Raw genomic sequence first — 22,443 nt, 5'->3', positions numbered from 1 at the left:
GGGGTTCCGTCAGAACTGCAGGGCGACGGTGAAGGTCAGGCGGGCGGCGTCGGGCAGCCCGTCCGAGCGCTCGGCCCGGCCGAGCTCGACCGTGGCCGCCGCGTTGGTGAAGCTGAAGCTCGGCGCCGCCGCGAGCCGCAGCCCGGCGCCGTAGGCGGCGCCGCGGGTCATCGGCCGCTCCAGCGCGGTCGGGCGCTGCTGGCGCGTCAGGCCGAAGGCGCCGAACAGGTAGGGGCTGATCACCACCGCGCCGGGCGTCTCCTCCGTCGGTGGCAGGCCACTGCCGAGCTGCGCCGGCAGCGAGACCAGCCCGAACGGCAGGATGACCGGCACCACGAACGGCGCCTGCAGCTCGGCGCGCACGACGAAGCCCTCGTCGCCCTGGAACAGGCCGGCATCGAAGGCCGACAGCCCGGATAGGTTGGCGAGCCCGATCTGCTCGGAGCGTGGCAGGGCCTGGTTGAACGCGGTCTGGGCGCGGGTGCGCAGGTCGAGGGTGAGGTGCTCGGCCAGCGGCTGGGTCACCGCCAGCGCCGCCTCCAGCTTCTGGAACTCCGGCCGCACGCCCTGCCGTGACAGCGGCGCCAGCGCCGAGCCGAGAGGCGGGGCCTCGCGCGCGCCGAGCCCGTCGAGGCCGAACGCGGCGGACAGCCGCCCGTTGACGATTGTGTCGGTGGGGGCAAACCAGAGGAAGTCGCCGCCGATGCGGGCGATGCGCAGGCGGTCGAGGGTCAGCGGCGCCGCGACCGGGGTGATGACGCTGACGCGCTCCTCCTGCGCGTCGAAGGCGGCGTCCCCGTTGAAGGTGAGGGCACGCGAGCGGATCAACGGATAGCGCAGCCGGGCGGAATAGCGGGAGAAGTCGGAGGCGATGCCCAGCGTGCCGGGCACGGCTCGCGGCGCGGTGCGGGCGTCGGTGGCCTCGAGGTTGAGGGTCCGCCCGTCGATCCCGAGCGGCAGGATCAGGCCCAGCGCCAGCGCCCGGTTGCGCGGCTCGGCCCCGAGGAAGCTGCGTTCGCCGCCGGTATAGGGCGCACCCGAGGCACGGAAGTACAGGCTCTCGCCGTTTCCGGTGGGGGAGTTGAGATCGAGGCCGCTGCCGAGGGTGTAGGTGCCGAGGCTCTGCGCCAGGGCGTTGTCGGTGGTGATCAGTCCGGTGACGGGCTTGTAGCGCGCCTCGACCACGAGGACGGTGGCGCCGGGCCGGCTTCCGGCGGCGAGCGTGGAGCGCAGCACGGTGCCGGGGGTGTCGCCGGCGACGAGCACGCGGCGCTCGATCTCGGAAAGCCGCAGACCGGGGCGTCCGACGAGGGGGGCGAGCACGGCAGCGATGCGGCCGCGGATCTCGCCCGGCAAGGCCGTGGTGTCGATGCGCTCGATCTCGCCATCAATGACGAGCAGGCGGACCTCACCGCCGTCCTTCAGTTGTTGGGCGGGCAGGACGACGCGCACGAGGGCGAAGCCTTGCGCGGCATAGGCCTGTTCGAGCGCACTTGCGGCGGCGAACAGGTCGGCGACGCTGACGGTGCGGCCGGACAGGCGCGCGGCGAGGTCCGTGGCAACGGGCCCGGGCGCCGGCACCCTGCCCTCGATGCGCAGGCCTCCGACGCGCAGGGAGAGGCGCTCGGCGCCCGCGGGTACAGCGGGTCCGACGCCCTCGGGAATGGCGAGCCCGCCGCCGCTGCGCTGGAGCGGCGGGCTGAACGAGGGCGGGGTGATCTGCGAGGCGGTCTGCGCCAGCACGGGGCCGGCGAGCGGCAGCGTCGCCAGGGCGATGGCGGCGATGGTGCGATGGGACGTTTGGGTCACGAGGATAGCCGCTTACTGGAGTGCCTCGGGCGCGCGATCCCGCCGCACGTCGTCATCGAGACGCACCATCACCCATCTCCTCTCGGCTTGTTCCCGTACGGATCGTGCCCGCGCGGACAGGACCGGACGGGTTTGGCCTCCCTGCGCCGCTCCGCACCGCGTTCGCAGGGAGGCCGTTGACCAGCCCGGCTACAGCGCAGGGGTTGTTAATTCAGATCGCAAGCCGGCCCGGAACAGCAGGTGCTCTATAGAATAAACGTGGAGCCTATCCACCGGACAATACTGCGTCAAGCTTATCCGGAAGCCGTGTCTCAAGATTCGAACGGTCTGGACGAATTTTCCATCGGCTCGGGTATGGAGGCCGCCAAATGTGCCTCGGCAGCAGAGCGGCAGACGACATGAACCCCGTTGCGGAGACGGAGCCCAGCAAGGGCGAGCCCCGAACGCGTTTGCGGCAACCCAGCCCCAATGGAACTAGAACAGATGCTTGTTATAAAAGGAGGCACCCAGGGTACAGTTTCATCAGTATACCGCCTACGCGACATCGGCTCTTCGCGATATGCTGGACTGAGTGAAAAGCACGTAGATTGCGTGCGGGTTTGTGACGGCGTAGCGCCACCATAGCCGCCGGGGCTCCTGCATCATGCGGTAGGCCCACTCAATGCCGATCATCTGCATCCATCTAGGCGCACGCCGCCGCACGCCCGCTAGAAAATCGAACAACCCACCGCTCGTCTTGATAGCTCCAACAGTACTAAGCCTATGCGACCATTGTTGATAGAACTGCTGCTCTAACGGGACGCCGAGCGCGACCCAGAGGATGTCAGGTGCGAGGTCCTTGATGTGCTCGATCGTGGCCTCTAGTTTCTCGCCCGTGAGATAGCCGTGCGAGCGACCAACAATAGAAAGGCCAGGATAGAGAGCAGCAGCGCGGCGGCAAGCCTCCTGATTTACAGCTTCAGTTCCACCAAACATGTAGAAGGTGGCCCCTTTGCGTATGGCCTCGCGCGCGACATCGTGAAATAAGTCTGTTGTCGCGACACGTTCCGGCAGTCGATTGCGGCATAATCGAGAAATGAAGACTAGAGGCTGACCGTCGGCGTTTATAAGATCCGCCGCGGCGAATGCGCGTGCGAGCTCGGGATCGCGTCGGCATCTTGAAATCACTTCGCCATTGGCAGAAGAAAGCATCAGCGGCCGTCCTCTGCCCTGTCGTTCCAGAGCGGCACGGACGATCAGTTCTGCAGTTTGGCGGCAATCAAGGACAGCGATATCAATTCCACCCAATCGTTGTTTGTGAACATCTTGTATATTGTATTCATTAAGTCCAAATTTATCGTCGAAGCGCGCAGAAGCATCTATCATTATACATCTCCTCAAAAAGCTCGCATCTTCCAGCTCCAGAGAAAAATCCGAAAAATACTCCCGCCTTAATCAACAAAGACGCGACGAAACGGCGGGGTCACAGAGATGGCCGCCCCTCGAAGGGCTCCGGGCGCACGATCTCGCTGCCCTTCATCACCCAGAAGTGCGATCGCCCGTCTCCTCTCCGCTTGCCCACGCGCGAACAGGGGTGAATCAGCTTGGCTCCCCTGCGTGGGGCCGCGCAGCGTCTATAGAGTGGCATCCTACCTCGTGACGGGTTAGTCAGTCCAGGCCGCAGATAATTTAACGAAAGCGACACTCTTATAGATTAAACATAGGAAGCATCCGCCGATCAATACTGATATTGGCTTGCTTGGAAGCCGCGTCTCAAAATTCGATCGGCTTGGACGAATTTTCCGTCGGCTCTGAGGCGGAGGGCGCTAGGTTCACCACGGCAGTGAAGTGAGTGCCGGACGGGTCGTCTGCCTGTGAAGCCGGCAAGCAGCCGCAACCTTCCCATTTTCGCCCGTTATTGAAGATTAACTATTCGCAACCATTGATGTCGAATCTGGATCAACTCACAGGCGACGAATCAGCATTTCTCCACGGCTTTCAAACAGTCGGGTAATCAGCACCGATTGAGGTTAGGCGGCTCGCAAAGATATGGCGCAGGGCGTGACAATTATCATTCGCGACGATCTATCGGATGCCGACTGGGACGAGCAGGTATGGCGCCAGCCGCTCGGCAACGTGTTCTGCAGCTCGATGTGGGGGCGATATAAGGCGCGTCTCGGCTGGCGGGTCGGTCGACTCGCTACCCTAACTGCGGACGGAGATTTGCTGGGCCTCGTCCAGTATCATTCAAAGCAGAAAGGCCCGATCCGTTTCACCTATATTCAAGGAGGCCCGCTCTTGACTGGTCGCGGTGAGCGTGAGGCCCCGGCCATCATGACGGCGTTGATCGAAAAATTGGCTCCACGGAGCCTGGATTTCCTAGGCATAAACTTCCAGAGTTTCACCCAAAATACTGCCGTGCTCGCCTTGTTGTCCAGAAAGTTCGTCCCGGTTCTCTCCCCGCGCAACTTCACACTCGAACTCGACATCCGAGGTGATGAGGCCGCGATCATGTCCGGGATGGCGCCGCGCTTTCGGAAGCCCCTTCGCCAAGCGCTCGCCAACCCGAGACTGAGCCATCGCTTCGTGACGGATCGCGAAGAGCGGCTCACTTGCTTCGACGCCTTCGCCGTCATGTACGAGGAATTGAAGGCGCGGAAGGGTTTCGGGGGAGCCTTCGATAGTTCCGCATACCGCGATCTGCTGGCCGCCGACCCACATCACCTGCTGCTTGAGATCAGGGAGGGCGGCGAGTTGATTCTGGTCCGCATCGCTCACCTCTCTGCCCAGCGATGCACCGACTTCTTCGTCGCATCCAACGAGCGCGCCCGCGCCAGCGCCGCGGCGAACCTCTCGGTGTGGCGCATTATCCAGCAGGCAAGGGCGTCGGGCTGCCACGTCTTCGATTTCGGCGGCATCGACCCCGACGGCAACCCCGGCGTGACAGCGTTCAAGACAGCACTCTCGCAGAAGGTCGCCCTGGCTGGTCCGCTCTGGCTTTACGGTCGCTCGCCCACGCTGCGCACCGCCGCTGCGGCCTTCCTCGCACATCGGTGAAGGTAAGCGTGCGATCTCGGAGGACTCGGCAGGCCGCGCTCGCACGCTCCATCGAGGGCAGAGCCGGACAGTGGGTTAGTCCCCGTGTTTCGAGCCGTACCCGCCACGGGCATGCCTAAGATGATGGATTGTTACAGAAATACACTATTTTTATATTATGTATCATTCAGCGAAACCCCGTATTCAAATGGATTAAGTGGAGATTCGCCGTGATAAGTGTTGTAATTCCAGTTAAAAATGGCGCTCGCTTCATCCGCAGTGCCCTTGATAGTGTGCTCGGACAGGGTGAGGTGGTCGCGCAGGTCGTCGTCGTCGACGACGGCTCAACGGACGAGACCTGTGCCGTGGTCGCCGGCCTCGTCGACCGGCGCATCAAGCTGGTCGTGAATGCCGGCAAGCCTGGGCCGTCCGGGGGGCGCAACACTGGCGGCGCCTGTGCGACGGGAGATTGGCTCTACTTCGTCGATGCAGACGATTTGCTCCGACCAAACGCGCTGACCGCCTTGCTCGCGGCTGCGAGCGCGTATCCCGATGCGGGCGTCGTGTACGGTGATTACGGACGCATTAACGAGACGGGCCAACCCGTTGGACGCCGCGGCGCGCTGCGCGCGCTGCGCTCGCTCAGGACAGTCCCGAACAAGCCGTCCGGCGACGTGCTGCGGGAGGCCCTGGCGGGCAACTTCATGATCGTTGGTGCGCCGATCATCCGGCGCGAGGTTTTCCAGGCAGTCGGTGGCTTCAACGAGACGATCCGCTATTGCGAGGACTGGGAAGCGTGGTGCCGCATCGCGGCCATGGCGCGGTTCCACTACGTTGCCGGCCTCGTGGTTCTCGACTACCGGATGCACGATTCGAGCGCGATGCACCGACGCGTCCTGACGCTTGCCGACTTCCGGGCGAGCCTCGACGCCATCTTCTCGGATCCGGGGATCGCGCGCCGCGTTGCAGGCCCGGAGCTTCTGCAATTGCGCCGCCGGGCGGAAGCCCATCTACTCGGCTATATCGCCACGGAGGCGCTGCGCATGGGTCGCTACGCAACGGCACTCGATGCGACAGGCCAGGCGATCGTGCGGGCGCCGCGCATCACGCCCCTAACGCTCGCCCGGGTCGGCGGCGCCCTGGTGGGCCTTTGACCATCCTGCTGCACGCCCCTGCATCGACCGTGGGTCGGCGCCTGCGGAGGGCGACGGCCCTATACCTCAAGCTCGCCTCCGGCTCGCTCGGCCGGGTCGCCGTGCAAGCCCTGTATTTTGCGCTTCTCGTCAATACCCTGACGCTGCCTGATTACGGAACGTTCGCCGCTTGTGTATCGGCTGCAATCATCCTCAGTTGCGGCGGCTCGTTCGGCTTCGTCGCGCCCCTTTTCCGCGTGGCTACGACGCAGCGAAGGCGGCTCGGCTTCTATCTCACGACGCTTCATGTCTACGTGCTTGCGACAATACCACTCGCCACGGCACTCGGACTGATCGTCTATGTCGCCTTTTTCGACCGATACATCGCCTTAGGGCCTTTCCTCGCTGTCGTGTTCTCGGAAGTGCTGTGCATCCGTTACGTCGATGCGATCGTACAGCTCTTCACCGCACTGGGCCGCTTCGCGACGGCCTCGACTCTCGTTCTCGCCGTACCCGCCGCGCGCACCGCCGCGGTTGGGGTGCTGTGGCTGTCGGGTGCACACGACCTGAACAGCTGGGCTTGGGTCTATCTCGCCGGGAACGTCTCGGTCATGGTTCTCGCGGCCGCGCTCGCGCCGCGCGGCCGGCTTCTCTGGCGCAACAGCGTCCTGAAGCGCCGCTTGTGGCAGTCGATTGCGTTCGAAGCCGTTCGCCTCATCCAAGCTCTAGGGACGGAGTTCGACAAGATCCTTGTCATCGTCCTGGCCGACCAGAAGGCCGCGGGTGTCTACGCGCTCAGCATGAAGGTCATCGACCTCGCCAATGTTCCTGTCAGAGCAGCTTTTCCCCTCATCGTACGGCGGCTGATCCAGCGTCCAGCCGATCTGAGCAATCTCTCGCTCCGCGTGGTCTGCGAGGTCAGCATCTGCATCGGCAGTTTCATGCTATTCGTCGGCGCCCTGCTGGTGCTCTCGCTTCGCCCGACGCTGCTGGGTCAGAACGTGGTGGCCGCGTACCCGTGGTTCTCGGCCTGCTGGGTTCTGCCGATGGCGCGGATCGGTCTCGTCTATCACGCCGAACTCTTCTTCGCCGCGGACAGGATGCAGGTCTTCACCTTCGTCGCGATTCTGCTGCTCCTGGCACAGATGATCGGCCTGTCCGTCGTGATCACCAGCCTTCCGGACTTCACAGCGTGGCCCGCTGCACTCGACATCATCTGGAGCGTCCTGTACGGGCTCTCGCTGTGTGCTGCGTTGAGGCTGCTCAATCCCGTCCGATGAGTGTCACGCCTCCCGGGTCGCGATGGCTGTCGCTCTGGTGCGCGTTCCGGGGACCGCCTGCGCGATGAGAGCGCTGTCCGTCGAGGTGGAGGCCGGTTCGGCGCGAGAAAACGCGTCAAAACAAGGGCTTGGAGCCCCCTATCACAGCACGATCGGGGACAACTCTAGGCAACGGCGACGTGGCCCGGCCCCGATGCGGCGGCAGTGAAGACGAGCTTCAGGACCAGCCTCCCGGACTCCGTCGCGATCTTGAGTCGTGGCGGCGCGATGAAGCCTTCGGGCGCGAGGACCGGAAGCAGGTCGGCTTGCGGCAGCGGATCGCCGGGGTGCAATCGCCCCCAGCTTGCCAGCGCCATCCACCGTGTCACGATCGCGCCGTCCGTGGCCCGCCCGATCACCACAACGACGACAGAGGCCTGGAATGCCTCGGTACGGTCGGCAGTCGCGATCACAAGGCTCTGGGGGGCGCGGCCGGCAAACGGGACGGAGCGGGAACCGAAGCCACCGGACGTGTCCGCACCCGGCAGGCCAGCCCGGCGGACGCCGGACGCGCCGGGGCCGAGGACGAGAACGGGGCCGCCGTCGAGGATCAGCCGGGTATCGGCGATCCGTACGGCGTCCATCGGCTTGCCACGCTCACGCCAGAGCGCGACGTTGGAGACGAGCACACGCGGGGTTGGGAAGTCGCGGTGAGCAGACAGCTCCAGAAAGGCCGCTTCCGTCTCAACCTCGCCGGCGACGAGGTTCAGGTTCGACAGGGTCACGCTGGTCTGGACGGCGGCCAAAGTGACAGCGGCCTGGGCGAAGCTCTCGACATAGAGGTTGGTCAAGCTCGTAAAGTAAGCTTGGTGCAGATCGACTGCGCGCTCCGGGCGCCCTCCGTAGGTGTGGATCCCATCGATCGTCCATCCGGCTGCATGCCCAATCATCAGGGCGGGCTCTCGCGCGTCTTCGGCCAGGGCGATGATGCAATCGCGGATCAGACCGTCGGTGAGGCGTCCGTTGGCGACGTCCCCGGCCCAGATCCCGGCCCGGCCCGATCCGCGCACGGCGCAGTCTCTCACGCGGTTCTCGACCAGCGTGCCGGTCGGCGCGCGGTCGGCGGCGTCCCGGTCGGCGAGGACGATCCCGCGTCCGCCGACCGTCGCCACCTCAACCTCCGCAATCTCCGACCAGTAATCTAGCAGGACCACGCCATGCTGGCCGGGGCCGCGCCCGGTTCCTTCGAGCCGCAGCCGCGTGATCCGGGTGCGCCCACGCAGTGGCGCGGGTCCGGCATAGGCTCGGGAGGCGAGGATCGGGCGATCATCCGCCGTGCTGTGCAGAACAGCCCCCGCGCCGTCGAGGATCGTCCCGCTGGGGATCAGGAGGGTGTCGCTGATTTTGTAGGTTCGGGCTTCGAGCCGCAGGCCAGCGCCCTCGGCCCGGTTGAGCCCGGCCTGCAGTGCGGCAGTATCGTCCCGGCCCCGCGCCGGAACCGAGAGGTCGCGCATCTCCAGCATCGCCCTATCCTGCACCGCGACGAGCCGGGTCGATGGCCAGATCGATGGCTCGGTCGATGGTCACGACATCGCAGCCAGCGCGCAGACTTGCATTGACGGCCTCGGCCAGCAGGCGGCGCGACGTGCCCTGGTCGCTCGCAGGCGAACCGACATCATGGGTGTAGAAGATCAGCCACGCCCGGCGCCGGACGGTTTCGGCCAAGAGATCGGAGAGCCGACCCGGCGGGAAGTTCTGATCGTACAGGCTGACGGCGCGGAGCTGAGCCATGTCGACGTTGCCGACGTTCAAGCCGGCCCGCGTGCCGCGCCCGGAGCGGAAGCGCGCGGCGATGATCTTCTTCTGGCCTATCCCGGTCCCCCCGAATGGATAGGCAAAGTTCTTCAGCGAGATCCGGCTATCGATCGTCGCGAGGGAGGCCGCATTGCCGTCCAGTTCGGCCGCAAGGGCGTCAGGCGCGACGCGCTGCACGTCCGGGTGCGAGCGCGTGTGGCAGCCAATCTCGTGACCTCGGTCGAGGAGCCGAGAAAGTGCCGCTTGATCCGCGAATCGCCATGGACCGAAGCTTCGATCGAGCCAGCCCGAAGCAATGTAGAACGTGCCGGCCACCCCATTCGCCTCGAGGATCGCCGCGCCGACCGACGCAGCGCTGTCGGGAATGTCGTCGAAGGTGAATGAGACGAGCGGGCGTTCGGCCGTCAGCACGCCGACGCGCGGCTGGGCCAGCAGAGCAGCCAGCCGGCCAAGGCGCAGCCAGGGGTGGCGGTACGGTCCGCGATCCATCGTCAGCCCTGATCGTGGGCAGACTTGAGCGGGCCGCCGGACGCACCCGCGGAGGAGGGGCTCAGCGCCCTTTGCCACTCCGCCCGGGCGGTGCGCCAACGCGGCCACCGGGTGGCCTGCCCTGCATTCTGCAGCGGCAGAGGTCGCCCCGGCACCAACGGCGTACCTGCCGCCCGCTCGCCGATGAGCAACACGGCCCCGAGCACCTTCTCGACAGCCGGCCCCAGGAGCCCGTGCAGGGTCTGCAACGACCGCACATGCGTCGCGCCGCTCCGAACCGTCAGCAGGATCCCGTCAGCGATACCGGCGAGGCCTCGGAGGCCGGGATGCCCGCTGGCCTCGCCACAATCGACGACGAGGACGTCGTACCGGTCGACGGCTGGATCGACCAGGGTATGCGCGAGGGCCCGGGGCTCGAACTGGAGAGCGCCATCCCACGATGGCGATACGCCCAGGAAGGCAATAGGATAGCCTTGGACGTCCCTTGCTGCGCGCTCAAGCGGGATGCGCCTCGTAACAACCTTGTCGAGGCCGGATGTCTCGCCGGGGCTCAGGATCCCCGTCAGCCTCGCGTCACGATGATTGGCGTCAATCAAGAGCGTGCGCCAGCCGTCGTGCGCGAAGGCAAGACTGAGGTTGAGTGCTACCGTGCTGCACCCGGCATCCGCCTCCGCCGACATCACCGCGACGACGCTGGGCTTGGTCCTCTCACCCAGGCCTGGCACGACGTCCAAGAGCGCTCCCAGGCCCAAGATTGCCTCGCGTCCCGGCGTGCTCCTGCTATCGTAGAGTTCGACCATGGACGCCCCTCTGTTCCGTCGATGCAGGCGGAAGACTGGCAGGCAGGTCAGGACTCGAAGACCGATGCGCTCCGCCAGATCGTTCGGTGTCCGGATGCAGCCCCTCATCCTGGCTCGGAGCACCGCGAGGGCAGCCGCGACGCTGAGGCCCAGAGCACCGGCGACCGCCATGATGACCAGTGGAGACGCACCGCTTGGCTCCAGCGGTATGGTCGCCGGCGAGATAACGGTGATGTTGGAGGTGTCGATATCCTCTTGCGCCACGAGTTCGCGGGACCGGGTCAGGAACGCCTCGTAGATGCTCCTTTGCGTCTGGGCCGCGCGCTCAAGCTCCCGCAAACGCACGAGTGAATCGCCGATCCGCGCGTTGTCCTGGACAATACGGTCAACCCCCCGCTGCAACCGTCGCTCGTTCTCCTTGCCTTGGTCCACCTCCTTGGACAGCGAGCTCGCAATACGCTGGAGTTCTGCGTTGATCTGCGACCGGATCGCCTGGAGCTGTGCCCGCTGGTTGCCCACCTCCGGATGGCGGTCGCCGAGCGTGTTGCGGATGGAGTTCATTTGGCGGAGGCTGTCCGCGTACTGAAGGCGCAGCTGGGTGATCGCCGCCGACTTCAGGGCGTCAGGCAGATCGTCGGTCGCTGCTCCGATCCTCAGGGCTTTCTCGACCTGCGCGTACCGCGCCTGGCGCTCGTTGAGGATGTAGCGGGCCGCAACGAGTTGGCTCGTGGCTTCGCTCAACTGTTGATCGTTGTTGAGGCGGCCGTCCTGCGTGACGATGTTGTTTTTGCGCTTGAACGCCTCGACCTTGCCCTCGGCGTCGGCGACTCGGTCGCGCAAGTCGCCCAGGCGGGCATCCAGTCCGTCCGCAGCGCGGCGCGCCGCGTCCTTGCGCTGCTCTCCCTTCGCCTCGATGTAGCTGGACACGATCGCGTTGACGAGTTGTGCCGACTTCCGCGGGTCAGACGTCGTGACCGAGATCTGGACAGCGAAGGTTCCACTCGGGCGCAGGATGCGGGTTCGCCGGTTCAGCTCTTCCAATGCGGCGAGGCGGCGTTGCTCCGCGCTCTGCACCTTTGGTCCGAACAATGCCGCGCGGATCTGATTGAGCAGTTTCGTCTGGCCGAGAAATTCCGGATCGTCGGACAGGCGCTCAGATGCGACGACGGTGCTCAAAACGATGTCTGAGACGAGAACTCTCGTCTCCGTGTCGACCAGTACGGCCTGAGCCTCGCTTGTCGTACCCCGCGGGGTGAGGTCGTTCTGAACGACCTGCAAACCACGGGGGTCGATGGTGATCTGGCCCGTCGCTGTATAGGTACGGGGGAAGGCGAGGATCGTGCTGGCCCCGAGCGCCAGCGCCAGCGCGACCACCAGCGCAACCAGACCGAGATTGTGCCGAATCGCCGCCACAACCTCAGAGACGGCGCGGCTGAAGGGAGGATCCTCGAAGGTGCCGGTCGCAGGCGCCATCGGTGTGTCATTCAGGGCCATTTTCAATCCCCTCATCTGGCGTCCGACACGGGGCTGTGCAGCGCTGGCACGTGACCTTGCAGCCTGCCCGTTTGATCCGTCGTCCTCGGCAAGATGCGCACCCGCGCTGTGCCGCGGCCCCAGGGCAGCCGCGTTTCCGGCTGCGTCGACTCGCTGAGCCCCCAGAACGTCCCAAGGCAGATCGCGGTCACGAGCACGGCCTGTGCCGGCGCGTCGAAATCCTCAGTCGTCCACCAGACCAGGATGACGAACACAGCGCGCGACAGATAAATCAACGCCACACGCCGACCCTGGATGGGGTCGCCTGGACCGGACAACAGCAGCCGCTGCTGTACGCCGATCATCCGAGCGATGATGATCCCATAAAAAGCTGTAAACAGGGAAAGTGCGACGAAGCCGCCTTTCGTGAACATTGAGATGAACGAGGAGTGTGAGCCGATCGGGATCTCGAGGAGGGACGGGTCGCGGGGCTTGATGCCGAGTCCCGTCAGGGGATTTTCCTGCATCACCATGTCGATGGCGAGCGTGTAGGAGAGGAAGCGGGTGTCGGAGGACCCGGCGCGGCTGCTGTTCAGGGCGGTGAACGCCTCGCTCAGGGCGGCTGGTCCGTAATGGAGTGTGGCGCCCACCGCCAGCACGGCAATGGGAAGCGTAATCAGGACACCAACCAACGCACGGCGGCCTGTCAGCCCTGCGAGGAGGACGGCCGAAGCGACATAGCCGAGGAGTGTCGTGCGGCTTGCCGCCAGAACCAGTGCGATCACCGTCACAACTTCAACGAGAGCAATGAGGAGGACCGGCCGTCGCGTCGCAGCAAGGCGGATGGCCGCGAGGAGTCCGGCGAGCGCGACGAGGAGTGCCCCCTCGGTCGCATACAGGCCGAACCCGCTCACCCGGAGAGTCGGGCCGGTACTGGTCCAATCGGTCTCGACAATGAGAGCACGCGAATATTCTGCGAGAACGCCGGGCAGATCCCCAATGGCACCGACGACAAGGGTCTTGACCTGTGCGTCGAGGATCCCGGTGCTCATCACCGCGACCCAGATGCCGAACGCCCAGAGAGCTTGGACGAGGAATAGTGCGATTGCCGCCGCCCACAGGCGCTGAAGCTCGGCTGGCCTCGACCTCGCGAGGTGCCGTGCCGCGTTCATGATGATGATCAGCGCGCCGATCAGGGTTAGGTTATAGATGGAGCCGAGTGTGCGGTCGACGGACGGATTGCCTGAGACCGCAAGCCCGAGGAGCAAGGCCGCGGAGAGCCCGAGGAGGGCGTATTCCGGTCCCGACGGCCGTCTCATCGAGCCGACAGAAGCGAGCGCGACCGCGTAGAGCCAAATCAAAGACGTGCCGAGGATCCAGTTCACCGGCACGAGCCAGATCGTCAACACCAGCAGCTGTTGGATCCGCAATAACGCGTCGGTGCGTGATTCAAGTCCTCCCAGCAACCAGCCCGCCCATGAATATTGCCTTGTCACTTCATCATCCTAGGCTGATATTGTCGAGAAAATGGCATAAGTAGCAATAAATTTAACGCACGGAGACATCGAACGCGGATTTAAGTCGCTCAACCTCGTTGGGACAGCGGCTATACCAGACTGCATCGACCATCAGGCGGGAGGGGCGCAGGGCAGGCGCCACCACGCCTTCCGGATCGCCCACCAGTCCTTGCATCTTGAGGGTGCGAGCCATCGCCTCGCTCACGACCGCCGCATCCAGGACGCCAGCGGCGAGCGCCTGCCGCAGGTGATCAGGCGCGACGCGGCGGCAAGTCGCGAACTCTGACATCGGCGGCAGATCGCTCGACAGGGCCACGCACTTTCCGCCACGCCGGATCGGTCGAACGCATACGGCCTTCCCCCCGGCACGGCCCGAGGCCACGATTTTGAAGCGGCCCAGGGGATCGTCGGAACCTTGAACGACCGCCGCATGCGGGCCACCTTGGTCGAGCGGTATCGCGCAGAGATCGAGTAGCGCAGGCTCGGATTGCGCGATGAGGCGATGATGACCGGGAACTTCGCCACCCACCGACGAGCCTGCCACACCAGCAACACGAACGGGTTCCGCCCCGATGGCGTCTGTCCCCAGCCAGAGGAGGGATCCTGCCATCGCAATCAGGACCGAACGCCGATCAGGGCTCACTCCGCTCGTGGCACCGTCGACATGCATCGTCTCACCTGTCTTATGAAATTCAGTCTTAATTCGCCGGTTGCCGCCGATGCATATTACAGACCGGTGAGGAAAGTCTGAATTCAGGGCGCCAAACGGAACCGATTTGTCTGATTAATGGTGATGAGGCGGGAGGGTGAGGCTGATGAAAGCCTTGTCGATCTCGGTCCGTCGCTTATAGCGGATGGGGAGTCCATGGAAGTGATTGAGCCAATCGTTGATCCTCCCCTGCTTTCGCGGACACGGGGTTTAGCTTGCATTCCGCTCGGCTTGCTCGGGCGTGATGTAACCGAGCGCTGAGTGGATGCGCTGCCGATTGTCGTAGCCCTCGATGTAGGCGAACAGGTCGCGTCGGGCCTCGTCCCGGGTCGCCCATCGTCGTTGGTGGACGAGTTCGACCTTGAGTGTGTGGAAGAAGCTTTCCATGGGAGCATTGTCGTAACAACAGCCCGTACGGCTCATGGAGGGCGTCGCCTTCATGTCGGCAAGCTGCTTTCGGTAGGCCTCGGCGGCGTATTGGCTGCCGCGATCCGAGTGACAGATGAGCCCAGCGGCCGGTCGCTGCCGTTGGGTGGCCCTCATCAAGGCGGCCGATGTCAGCTCGGTCCGCATGTGGTCGCGCATGGACCAACCGACGATTCTTCGCGTGGCGAGATCGAGAACGGCGGCCAGATAGAGCCAGCCCTCGCCGGTGGGCAGGTAGGTGATATCGGCCAACCAAACCGTGTTGGGCAGGGCAGCCGAGAACTGTTGTTTGAGGAGGTTGGGCGCGATCGGCAGATCATGACGGCTGTCGGTGGTGCAGGGCCGGAACCGACGCCCTGCCAGAGCCCGGATGCCTTGACGGCGCATCAGGCGCTCCACCCGCCCGCGACTGACGGTTCGGCCCTCTGCGCGCAAGGCCGCGTGCACCCGAGGTGAGCCATAGCGCCGATGATGCTCGGCATGTATCCGCCGGACGTCGTCGAGGAGTTGACGGTTCGACACCGACCGGTCGCTCTCGGGACGTGACCGCCAGCCGTAGTAACCGCTGGGGGAGACTGCGAGCACGCGGCACATGAGACGCACCGGCCAGGTGTTCGCATGCTGCTCGATGAAGGCGAACGTCACTTGGGCATCTCCGCGAAGATGCCGATCGCTTTTTTAGGACGTCGCGCTCCATGCGCGTCCGGTCGAGTTCACGCCGCAGACGGGCGATCTCAGCGGCTTGGTCGGAGGGGGACGCCACTGGGCTCGCAGGCGCGGCTCCCGGTGACCTTTCTGCTCGCGGTGGTGGGGAGCCACCCATCAGCGCCGAGCGCCACTGCCTCAGCATTGAGGGTTGGATCCCGAGCTCGGCTGCGATCTGCGTCTGCGGCCGGCCGCTACTTTCCAGCAGGGCCACCGCCTCGCGTTTGAACTCGGGGGTGAACTCGGTCTCGTCTTGGCCATCAAACACCTTCCCCGCCCGCAAGGAGCGTATCAGAGGTGTCCGTGAAAGCGGGGGAGGATCAGTGCTCAGGCCGGTGGCGCCGGCGGACGAGCCGACGCCGACGCTCTGCCCGGTGCTCCCCGTGTCCCAGTAGGTGCCCCTCAGGGTGCCGCTGTTGGAGCCAACGAGGCCGCCCACGTCGGTGGAACCCGTCACGCTGCCGCTGGCGTAGGACTGGCTCACCGTGCCGGCGTTCGAGCCGACGAGGCCGCCGACGGTCTGGGCGCCCGAGACGCTGCCGCCGACAAGGCCGAGGCCGCTCACGCGGCCGCCCGTACCAAGGAAGCCGATTAGCCCGACACCGGCCTGGCTCGGCCGGGCGATGGTCAGCCCGGTGATCGTGTGGCCCGCCCCGTCCAGGCTGCCGGTGAACGGGGTGCCGTTCGTCCCGACCGGCACGAGCCCGCCCGCCCCCCAGGGGCCGGTCGAGGCGTCCGTGGCGCTGGTGGCGGTGGCATCGAGGTCGGCGGTGAGGCTGTACGAGCCGCCGAGGTTGGCCCCCATCAGCTGCAGCTGGTGCAGGTTGGAGACCGCGATCACCCCGTCCGCTCCGGCCGCGGCGGCCTCGCTGCGCAGGATCGGCCGCATGTCCCTGGCCTGATACCAGACGGCGTTGGGGCTGGTGAAGTCGAAGCCGCCATAGCCAGCCTGTGTGCGCGCATCCGCCGTGGTCAGGCCCGTCGCGCCGGCGGAGGAGCCAGTGCCCACCCCGTTCGCACCCTGCCCCGTGGTCTGCGTGTCCCAGTAGGTGTTCGTCAGGGTGCCGTTGTTGTTGCCGACGAGGCCGCCGACGTATCGGCTGCTGCCGGTGACCGCCCCAGTGGCATAGGCGTCGCTCACCGTACCGCCGCTGTTGGAGCCGATCAGACCGCCCACGTGGTTGCCGGAGCCGGTCACGGTGCCCGTGGCATACGATTGGCTGATGCTGCCGGTGTAGTTGGTGCCGACCAGGCCGCCGACGTAGACGCCCGTGCCGGTGACGGTACCGGCGGCGGAGGCTTTGCTCACCGTGCCGCCATTCCAGCCGACCAGCTCGCCCACGATATTGTGGCCTGTCACGGCTCCGGTGGCGGAGGCGTCGCTCACTGTGCCGAGGTCGTTGTAGCCGACCAGCCCACCCACTTGATCATGACCCGTGACGCGGCCGCTGGCCAATCCGAGGCCGGTCACCGTTCCGCCGCTGCCGAGTGAGCCGATCAGCCCGACGTTATCCGTCGCGGGCCTGGCGATGACGAGGCCCGAGACCGTGTGCCCCGCCCCGTCCAGACGCCCGGTGAACATGGCCTCGTCCACGCCGGTGCCGACGGGCACGAAGCCCTGTCCACCCCACCAAGTGGCGGTGCCGGCGGCATCGATGTCGCTGGCGAGGCGGTAGGACGCCGCGCGATAGGCCGCCGAGGTGCCCATGCCCTGCAGGCCGTAGATGTCGCTCAGCCGGTAGGGCGAGGCGGCGGTGCCCGCTCCGCCCGCCGCGCGCAGGAAGCTCGCCCCGTCGGCGATGCGGAAGTCCGCCGTGGCGAAGCCGGGCAGCGTGGCCGCGTTCTGGGCCCAGTTGCCCGAGGCCAGGGTGAAGCGCGCCACCGACAGGTCGGCCGTCGCCGTGACGGCGCTGCCCGCCCCCGCCTGCAGGATCAGTCCGCCCGCCGGCGCGGTGATCGGCGCGTTCAGGGCGATCCCCCCGGCGGCCTGCAGCGTCAGGTTCGCCCCGGTGTTCCACGTCAGCGGCGCCGCCACCGTGATGGTGCCGGATTCGTTGCCCGTCGGGCCGGTCGAGACCACGACGTGGGCCGTCGTCAGCGCCGTCAGCAGCCGCGCCGCGTCGATCACGCTGCGCTCGCCCGTGGCGGTGAAGCCCGAGACGCCGCTGTCCGGGGCGTTCGCGATGGTGATGTCGTGCGGGTCGAGCAGCAGCGTGCCGAAGGCACCCCGCGCCGCCGTCAGGAGCGTCGTGCCGTCGTAGGACAGCACGCCCTTGCTCGACACCTCCGCCTGCCCGCCGCTGCCGCCCGAGGCGCCGCCGCGCGCCTCGATCCGTCCGGCGAACCGCGTGCCGACATCCGACCACACCACCACGTCGCCGCCGTCGCCCCGCACCGTGGCATCCGCCCGGATCGTGCTCGCGGCATCGACCGTGACGCGCTCGGCGCGTGCCAGCGGACCCTGCCCGAGCCGCCCGCCCCCCACGCGCACCACGCCGCCGCCGCTCGCGCCCGACGCCTCGATTAGCGCTGCGTGCGTCGCGATCGTCGGTGCGGTGGCGGTCACCCGCCCGCCCTGGCCGGTACGGCCCTCCGCCAGAACCCGCCCCGACAGCGCGAGGCTCTCGCCCGCCTTCAGCCGCGCCCGGCCCCCCCTCGCGCCGGACACGTCCACGCGGCCCGCCACGTCGAGCCGCCCGCCGGTGATCCGCACCCGGCCACCGTCAGCCCCGTCCAGGCCCGAGGCGTCGAGCCGGGCATTCGGCGCCAGCGCCACCGCACCCTCGCCCCCCGACAGGGTGATGCGCCCGTTGCGCCCCGCCACCGCGCGCGCCTCGACCACACCCGACAGGTTCACCGCCTGACGCGCCATGTCCCGCGCCGCTGCCGCGGTAAGGGTGACCGACCCGCCATCCGCCGAGATCGTGCCCGCGTGCTCGACCAGGGCGCCGCGCCCCTTGGCCTGCGTCGGCACCGCAACTTGCAAAAAGCCGTCGCCGGAGAGGTCCAGCGTCGCCCGCTCGCCCGCGCCGAGCCCGACCCGGCCCATCGGCACTTGGATCGTGCCGGTGTTCGTCACCCGCCCGCCGATCAGCGCGGCGTAGCCGCCGCGCCCGATCGTGATCGCCCCGTGGTTCGTCACCGGCGCCGAGGCGCCCGAGCCGCGGAACGGGCGCCGTCCGGCCTTGAAGTCCTCGTCCGAGATGCCGAGCGAGGAGGCGACGAAGCCCGCCGCATTGACCTGGCCCGAACGGGTGATCGTCACGCCGTTGGGGTTGACGAGGTAGACCTGCCCGTTGGCGTTGAGCTGCCCGGCGATGGTCGAGGGCGTGGCGCCCGTCACCCGGTTCAGGATCGCCGCGTTCGCGTTCGGCTGGTGGATGTCGACCCGGTTGCCCCCGCCGACGGAGAAGCCCTGCCAGTTGACGATGGCGCTCTGGCTCGACTGCGTGATCGCCAGAGCGTTGCCGTTGGGAGCGCCGATCGTGACCCCGCCGGAGACCACCTGCCCGCCGGTCGGCAGCGGCTCGGCGCGGACGGGCACGGGGCAGAGCGGCACGAGGCCGATCCCGACCAGCGCGGTCGAGGCGAGCAGCGCGCCGGTGAAGGCGCGGATGCGGGGCGAGGCGGGGCGGGACATCGCGGGGTTCCGTCAGAACTGCAGGGCGACGGTGAAGGTCAGGCGGGCGGCGAAGTTCGCGGCAATGAGCTGAGCGCCGGCCCGCCGCTTCGGATGCACAGGCGTCCGGCACGCAGGGAGGGGCGCTCGGCGCCTGTCGGAGCTGCCGACTCAACGACGACGGAGTGATCTGCGAGGCGGTCACAGCCAGGGCGATGGCGGCAAAGGCGCGATGGGACTTCGGGGTCACAGGGATGGCCGCTTACCGGAGTGGCTCGGACGCGCGATCCCGTCGCACATCGTCATCCAGACGCACCATCACTCATCTCCTCTCCACTCGCTCCCGCGCGGATAGGACCGGACGGGCTTGGCTTCCCTGCGCCGTTCCGCGCCGCGTCCGCAGAGGGGCCGTCGGCCGTCCCGGCGCCGGATTTGTCAGTTCAGATCGCAAGTTGTCTCGGACCGGCGGGCATCTCTGTAGAGGAACCATGGCGCCGACCCGCTGGACAATACTGCATTGAGCTTGGCCGGAAGCCGCGTCTCAAGATTCGACCGGCCTGGACGAATTTTCCATCGGCTTGGATGCGGAGGCCGCTAGGTTCGCCACGGCAGCGGAGCGGCAGACGACATGGAACCCGAGGCGGAGACGGAGCCCAGCAAAGACGGGGAGGATAGCGCGACCGTCCCAGAACCGGTCCATCTGCGGGTCGACCGGCACAGCCATCCCGACCCCACCGTCCGGGCGCGGGTGTGGCAAGCGGCCACCTCCGTCTCGATGGAGACCGCGCTCGCGCCCGGCGATCTCGACGGGTTCGAGGGCAGCGTCGGCGTCCATCCCATCGGGCCCTTCCTCGCGGTCGATCTCTCGATGGCGCCCGCGACGCTGGTGCGCGGGACGAGCAGCCGGGCGCTGTGGAAGCACGACCACATCATCGCCGATTGCATGGTGTCGGGGCGCATGCACGGCCATGTCAGCGGCCGTCCGGTCGACGTGCGCGCCGGGGACTGCCTGATCGTCGACCTGAAGGGCGGCATGCACTTGCGGGTCGATCCCATGCGCCTCGTCGGCCTGATCATGCCGCGGGCGGTGTTCCAGGCGGCAGCGGGTGAGGCGGCGGCGGTCGACGGCGTCGTGTTCGCGGCCGGCAGTCCGGCGGGGCAGGTTCTGGGCCCGCTGCTGACGTCGCTGGCTGCCGGGGTGGGTAACATTCCCGACCGTGCCGCCCTCGCCCTGGCGCGGGCCGTGGTCGGCGTGACGGCGGCCTTCGTGGCGCCGGAGCGGAAGGTGCCGGGCGAGGCGTCCGAGCGGGTCCCGGCCGCCCCGCCGCCCCTGGCACAGCTGCGGCGCTTCATCGACCGGGAGGCGGCACGGCCGGACTTCGGCGTGGAGAGCCTGTGCGTGCAATTCGAGCTGTCGCGCTCGATGCTGTACCGGGTGTTCGCTCCCGATGGCGGGGTGGCGGCGGTGATCCGGCGGCGGCGGGCGGCTCTGGCGGTGCGGTTGCTGACGCAGGCGGATTCCGCAGCGCTCCCTCTGGCCGAGGTGGCGCGCGCGAGCGGGTTTGGGACCGAGCGCAGTCTGCGCAACGCGCTGCAGGAATTCTACGGTGCGTCGCCGCGTACGATCATGCGCGAGGGGATCGAGGCCGAGACGCGGGACGAGGCGGCGGCAGCGGAGATCAGCCGCCTGTTCGACGATGTGTAGTGGGCTGCGGAGCGCCGGCGTTCGAGGGCGGTGCACTGATGCGGTGGATGCCCCCACCGAACGGCATCTCGTATGCCTGACGGTTCAATCGGAACCGATCGAAGGGGTCATTGACGACGACGAAGATCAGCATGCTGGCAGTCGATCTGTCGAAGGGTAGCGTCCAAGTCTGCGCGGTCAGAGCGGATGGATCGGTTCTCGATAACCGTGCCCTGTCGCGGGCTCGGGTTGCGGCGCTTCTGGCGGATCAGCCGGCTTGCGTCGTGGCGATGGAAGCGTGTTCGACGTCCCATCACGGGGGTCGCGTGGCCGAGAAGAGCGGTCACGAGGTCCGGTTGGTGCCGGCGGTCTACGTGACGCCATTCGTCAAACGCCAGAAGAACGATCGTGCCGACGCGGAAGCGATCGCCGAGGCGGCCGCGTGCCCGAGCATGCGCTTCGTGGCGGTGAAGAGCGCCGAGACGCAAGGCCGCGCTGTGGCGTTCCGCACGCATCTGTGTCTGGTCCGTCAGCGCACGCAGCTCATCAACGCGCTTCGTGGCCGCTTGACCGAGTTCGGCGTCGTCGCTCCGAAGGGGCCGGCGAACCTCAAGGTGCTGGCGAGGTCGGCGACTTGCCTGGCGCGGTGCGCGCGATGGGGGCGGTCCATCTCGACCAGATCGCGAGGCTGACGGAGGTGATCGAGCGGCTGGCGGATGAACTGGAGACGGCCTCGCGGACGGACACCGATCTACGACGCCTGTGCACCATACCGGGGATCGGGCCGGTGACCGCAGGGGCCGTGGCTGCCTTCGCTCCGGGTCTCGACACGTTCGACAGCGGACGCAACTTCGCCGCCTGGCTCGGCCTCGTCCCACGGCAGCGATCCACGGGCGGCAAGGCCAAGCTCGGTTCCGTCAGCAAGATGGGCCAGACCGATATCCGACGGCTGCGCATCGTCGGGGCCATGAGCGTGATCCGCTGGGTGGTTCGCAAGGGCGGGAGCGCGAACCGCTGGCGCGCGACCCTCGTGGCGCGCAAACCGAAGATGGTCGCGGCGGTCGCGCTGGCCAACAAAATGGCGCGGATGATCTGGGCCGTGACGACGAGGCAGGAAGATTACCGGATGGCGTGACCCGAGCCCCGCAACAGGGCGAAGGCACACCATGGCCGCAAGGCCGGGGCGAGCGATCGACGAGGAGTAGGCGACACGGACTTCGAAGTTCAAGGCAGGGACATTCAGACCCGGCGCTCGAGCGCTTGCAGCTCTCCGAACCGATGCGAACCCAGCCTTCCGAACAGCATACCGGCCCGTGGCGTCATCGAAGGACACATCGTGAGGCCTGACACACGTCCGATCGAAGACCCCGCCGAAACATCGCAGATCAAGCTTGCCAAACAGGGGGCATCCACACACGCAAGCCCGCCGACACCGCCGATGTTCTTGATCTGTCGGCTTAGCGCGGTTCTGTGCCCGTCCTATGTCGGCACCCCAAGTTGCGGACGCGGCCATCAGACAGCATCGCGCACCGCTTGGCAGCCTTCGCAGTCCTGGTCCGGGTTCGCGATCGGCGCATGTCGAGCGAACCCACGCCTGGTTCAGACCGCTTCCGCCGACCCATCAAAGACTGCGAGCGCTACGCCAGCACCCTGGCCGACCTGCACCTCGTCGCTTTCGTCCGGCTGAGGCTCAAGAAGGCCGATCGACTCACTACAGGTTCACGGCAGTCTTTCGAGCAGGATTTATTCGGTTATTTTCCTGTGTATCAAATGCCGATCCGTCGCAGACAATTACCATCAGATATGTAAAAATAAACCTTCAAAGGTTATTTGGCAAATGTCCAATCATAGATCCATCGGTAGATAGACTTTCGGCGCCTGCCGATATTTTTTTGAGTATTATCTCGATGGGACAAAAATTTGCAATTGAATCGTTGCATTCTTGCACGCCATCGGAAATCCGTAGCGATTTGGCTACTCAACTTCTGAT

The 22,443-nt window shown here is 66.6% G+C and carries 12 protein-coding genes and 3 pseudogenes; 6 read left to right on the top strand and 9 right to left on the bottom strand.

What is annotated here, in order from left to right; all coding sequences use genetic code 11:
- Positions 1-9 precede the first annotated feature (9 nt).
- Together Y590_RS05565 and Y590_RS05560 are read right to left on the bottom strand one after the other, a co-directional pair.
- Positions 10-1,809 (bottom strand): ShlB/FhaC/HecB family hemolysin secretion/activation protein, encoded by a 1,800-nt coding sequence (locus tag Y590_RS05565; RefSeq protein ID WP_083530772.1) that lies wholly within the window; start codon positions 1,807-1,809, stop codon positions 10-12.
- A gap of 534 nt (positions 1,810-2,343) precedes the next feature.
- Positions 2,344-3,174 (bottom strand): WecB/TagA/CpsF family glycosyltransferase, encoded by an 831-nt coding sequence (locus Y590_RS05560; RefSeq protein WP_060768985.1) that lies wholly within the window; start codon positions 3,172-3,174, stop codon positions 2,344-2,346.
- 663 nt (positions 3,175-3,837) lie between these two features.
- Between Y590_RS05560 and Y590_RS05555 the strand changes: the two genes are divergently transcribed.
- The 3 genes from Y590_RS05555 to Y590_RS05545 all read left to right on the top strand — a co-directional run bounded on the left by Y590_RS05555 (position 3,838) and on the right by Y590_RS05545 (position 7,237).
- A complete protein-coding gene (locus tag Y590_RS05555; RefSeq protein ID WP_060768984.1) occupies positions 3,838-4,845 on the top strand; it encodes a lipid II:glycine glycyltransferase FemX in 1,008 nt (335 codons plus the stop codon).
- A gap of 209 nt (positions 4,846-5,054) precedes the next feature.
- Positions 5,055-5,978 (top strand): glycosyltransferase, encoded by a 924-nt coding sequence (locus Y590_RS05550; RefSeq protein ID WP_286161894.1) that lies wholly within the window; start codon positions 5,055-5,057, stop codon positions 5,976-5,978.
- Positions 5,975-7,237 (top strand): polysaccharide biosynthesis protein, encoded by a 1,263-nt coding sequence (locus tag Y590_RS05545; RefSeq protein ID WP_144439934.1) that lies wholly within the window; start codon positions 5,975-5,977, stop codon positions 7,235-7,237. The genes Y590_RS05550 and Y590_RS05545 overlap by 4 nt, the downstream gene beginning before the upstream one ends.
- Positions 7,238-7,401: 164 nt before the next feature.
- Here Y590_RS05545 and Y590_RS05540 read toward each other — a convergent pair whose 3' ends face one another.
- The 7 genes and pseudogenes from Y590_RS05540 to Y590_RS27230 all read right to left on the bottom strand — a co-directional run.
- Complete coding sequence (locus Y590_RS05540; RefSeq protein WP_060768981.1) at positions 7,402-8,739, bottom strand: hypothetical protein; 1,338 nt, start codon at positions 8,737-8,739, stop codon at positions 7,402-7,404.
- Between the two features lie 4 nt (positions 8,740-8,743).
- Positions 8,744-9,520 carry a polysaccharide deacetylase family protein gene (locus Y590_RS05535; RefSeq protein WP_060768980.1) on the bottom strand — a complete coding sequence of 259 codons (777 nt, stop codon included), beginning with the start codon at positions 9,518-9,520 and terminating at the stop codon, positions 8,744-8,746.
- 2 nt (positions 9,521-9,522) lie between these two features.
- Positions 9,523-11,814 carry a GumC family protein gene (locus tag Y590_RS05530; protein ID WP_158509731.1) on the bottom strand — a complete coding sequence of 764 codons (2,292 nt, stop codon included), beginning with the start codon at positions 11,812-11,814 and terminating at the stop codon, positions 9,523-9,525.
- 11 nt (positions 11,815-11,825) lie between these two features.
- Positions 11,826-13,259, bottom strand: coding sequence for an O-antigen ligase family protein (locus tag Y590_RS05525; protein ID WP_210172758.1), 1,434 nt, complete (start codon positions 13,257-13,259; stop codon positions 11,826-11,828).
- A gap of 82 nt (positions 13,260-13,341) precedes the next feature.
- Entirely contained in the window at positions 13,342-13,980 is a 639-nt protein-coding gene (locus Y590_RS26275; protein ID WP_210172757.1) for a hypothetical protein, read from the bottom strand.
- 249 nt (positions 13,981-14,229) lie between these two features.
- Positions 14,230-15,411: pseudogene (locus Y590_RS05515) on the bottom strand (IS3 family transposase).
- Between the two features lie 859 nt (positions 15,412-16,270).
- Positions 16,271-18,790 (bottom strand): annotated as a pseudogene (locus tag Y590_RS27230) (two-partner secretion domain-containing protein); the annotation flags it as partial.
- A gap of 607 nt (positions 18,791-19,397) precedes the next feature.
- Here Y590_RS27230 and Y590_RS05510 point away from each other — a divergent pair.
- From Y590_RS05510 to Y590_RS27650, 3 genes and pseudogenes are all read left to right on the top strand, one after another.
- Positions 19,398-20,474, top strand: coding sequence for a helix-turn-helix domain-containing protein (locus Y590_RS05510; protein WP_060768975.1), 1,077 nt, complete (start codon positions 19,398-19,400; stop codon positions 20,472-20,474).
- 131 nt (positions 20,475-20,605) lie between these two features.
- A pseudogene (locus Y590_RS05505) lies at positions 20,606-21,588 on the top strand (IS110 family RNA-guided transposase).
- Between the two features lie 440 nt (positions 21,589-22,028).
- Positions 22,029-22,262 carry a hypothetical protein gene (locus Y590_RS27650; protein WP_502689506.1) on the top strand — a complete coding sequence of 78 codons (234 nt, stop codon included), beginning with the start codon at positions 22,029-22,031 and terminating at the stop codon, positions 22,260-22,262.
- The last annotated feature ends 181 nt before the right edge of the window (positions 22,263-22,443 follow it).

Origin of the sequence: Methylobacterium sp. AMS5 (assembly GCF_001542815.1) — a bacterium.
GTDB lineage: Bacteria > Pseudomonadota > Alphaproteobacteria > Rhizobiales > Beijerinckiaceae > Methylobacterium.
Note: the sequence above shows the minus strand (reverse complement) of the source record. Positions and strands in the feature narration are given on the sequence as shown.

Coding starts and splice junctions, on each gene's coding strand:
- Y590_RS05560 (WP_060768985.1), bottom strand. CDS start 3,174: ATGATAGATGCTTCTGCGCGCTTCGACGATAAATTTGGACTTAATGAA.
- Y590_RS05535 (WP_060768980.1), bottom strand. CDS start 9,520: ATGGATCGCGGACCGTACCGCCACCCCTGGCTGCGCCTTGGCCGGCTG.
- Y590_RS05540 (WP_060768981.1), bottom strand. CDS start 8,739: ATGCTGGAGATGCGCGACCTCTCGGTTCCGGCGCGGGGCCGGGACGAT.
- Y590_RS05555 (WP_060768984.1), top strand. CDS start 3,838: ATGGCGCAGGGCGTGACAATTATCATTCGCGACGATCTATCGGATGCC.
- Y590_RS05530 (WP_158509731.1), bottom strand. CDS start 11,814: ATGGCCCTGAATGACACACCGATGGCGCCTGCGACCGGCACCTTCGAG.
- Y590_RS05510 (WP_060768975.1), top strand. CDS start 19,398: ATGGAACCCGAGGCGGAGACGGAGCCCAGCAAAGACGGGGAGGATAGC.
- Y590_RS26275 (WP_210172757.1), bottom strand. CDS start 13,980: ATGCATGTCGACGGTGCCACGAGCGGAGTGAGCCCTGATCGGCGTTCG.
- Y590_RS27650 (WP_502689506.1), top strand. CDS start 22,029: ATGTCGAGCGAACCCACGCCTGGTTCAGACCGCTTCCGCCGACCCATC.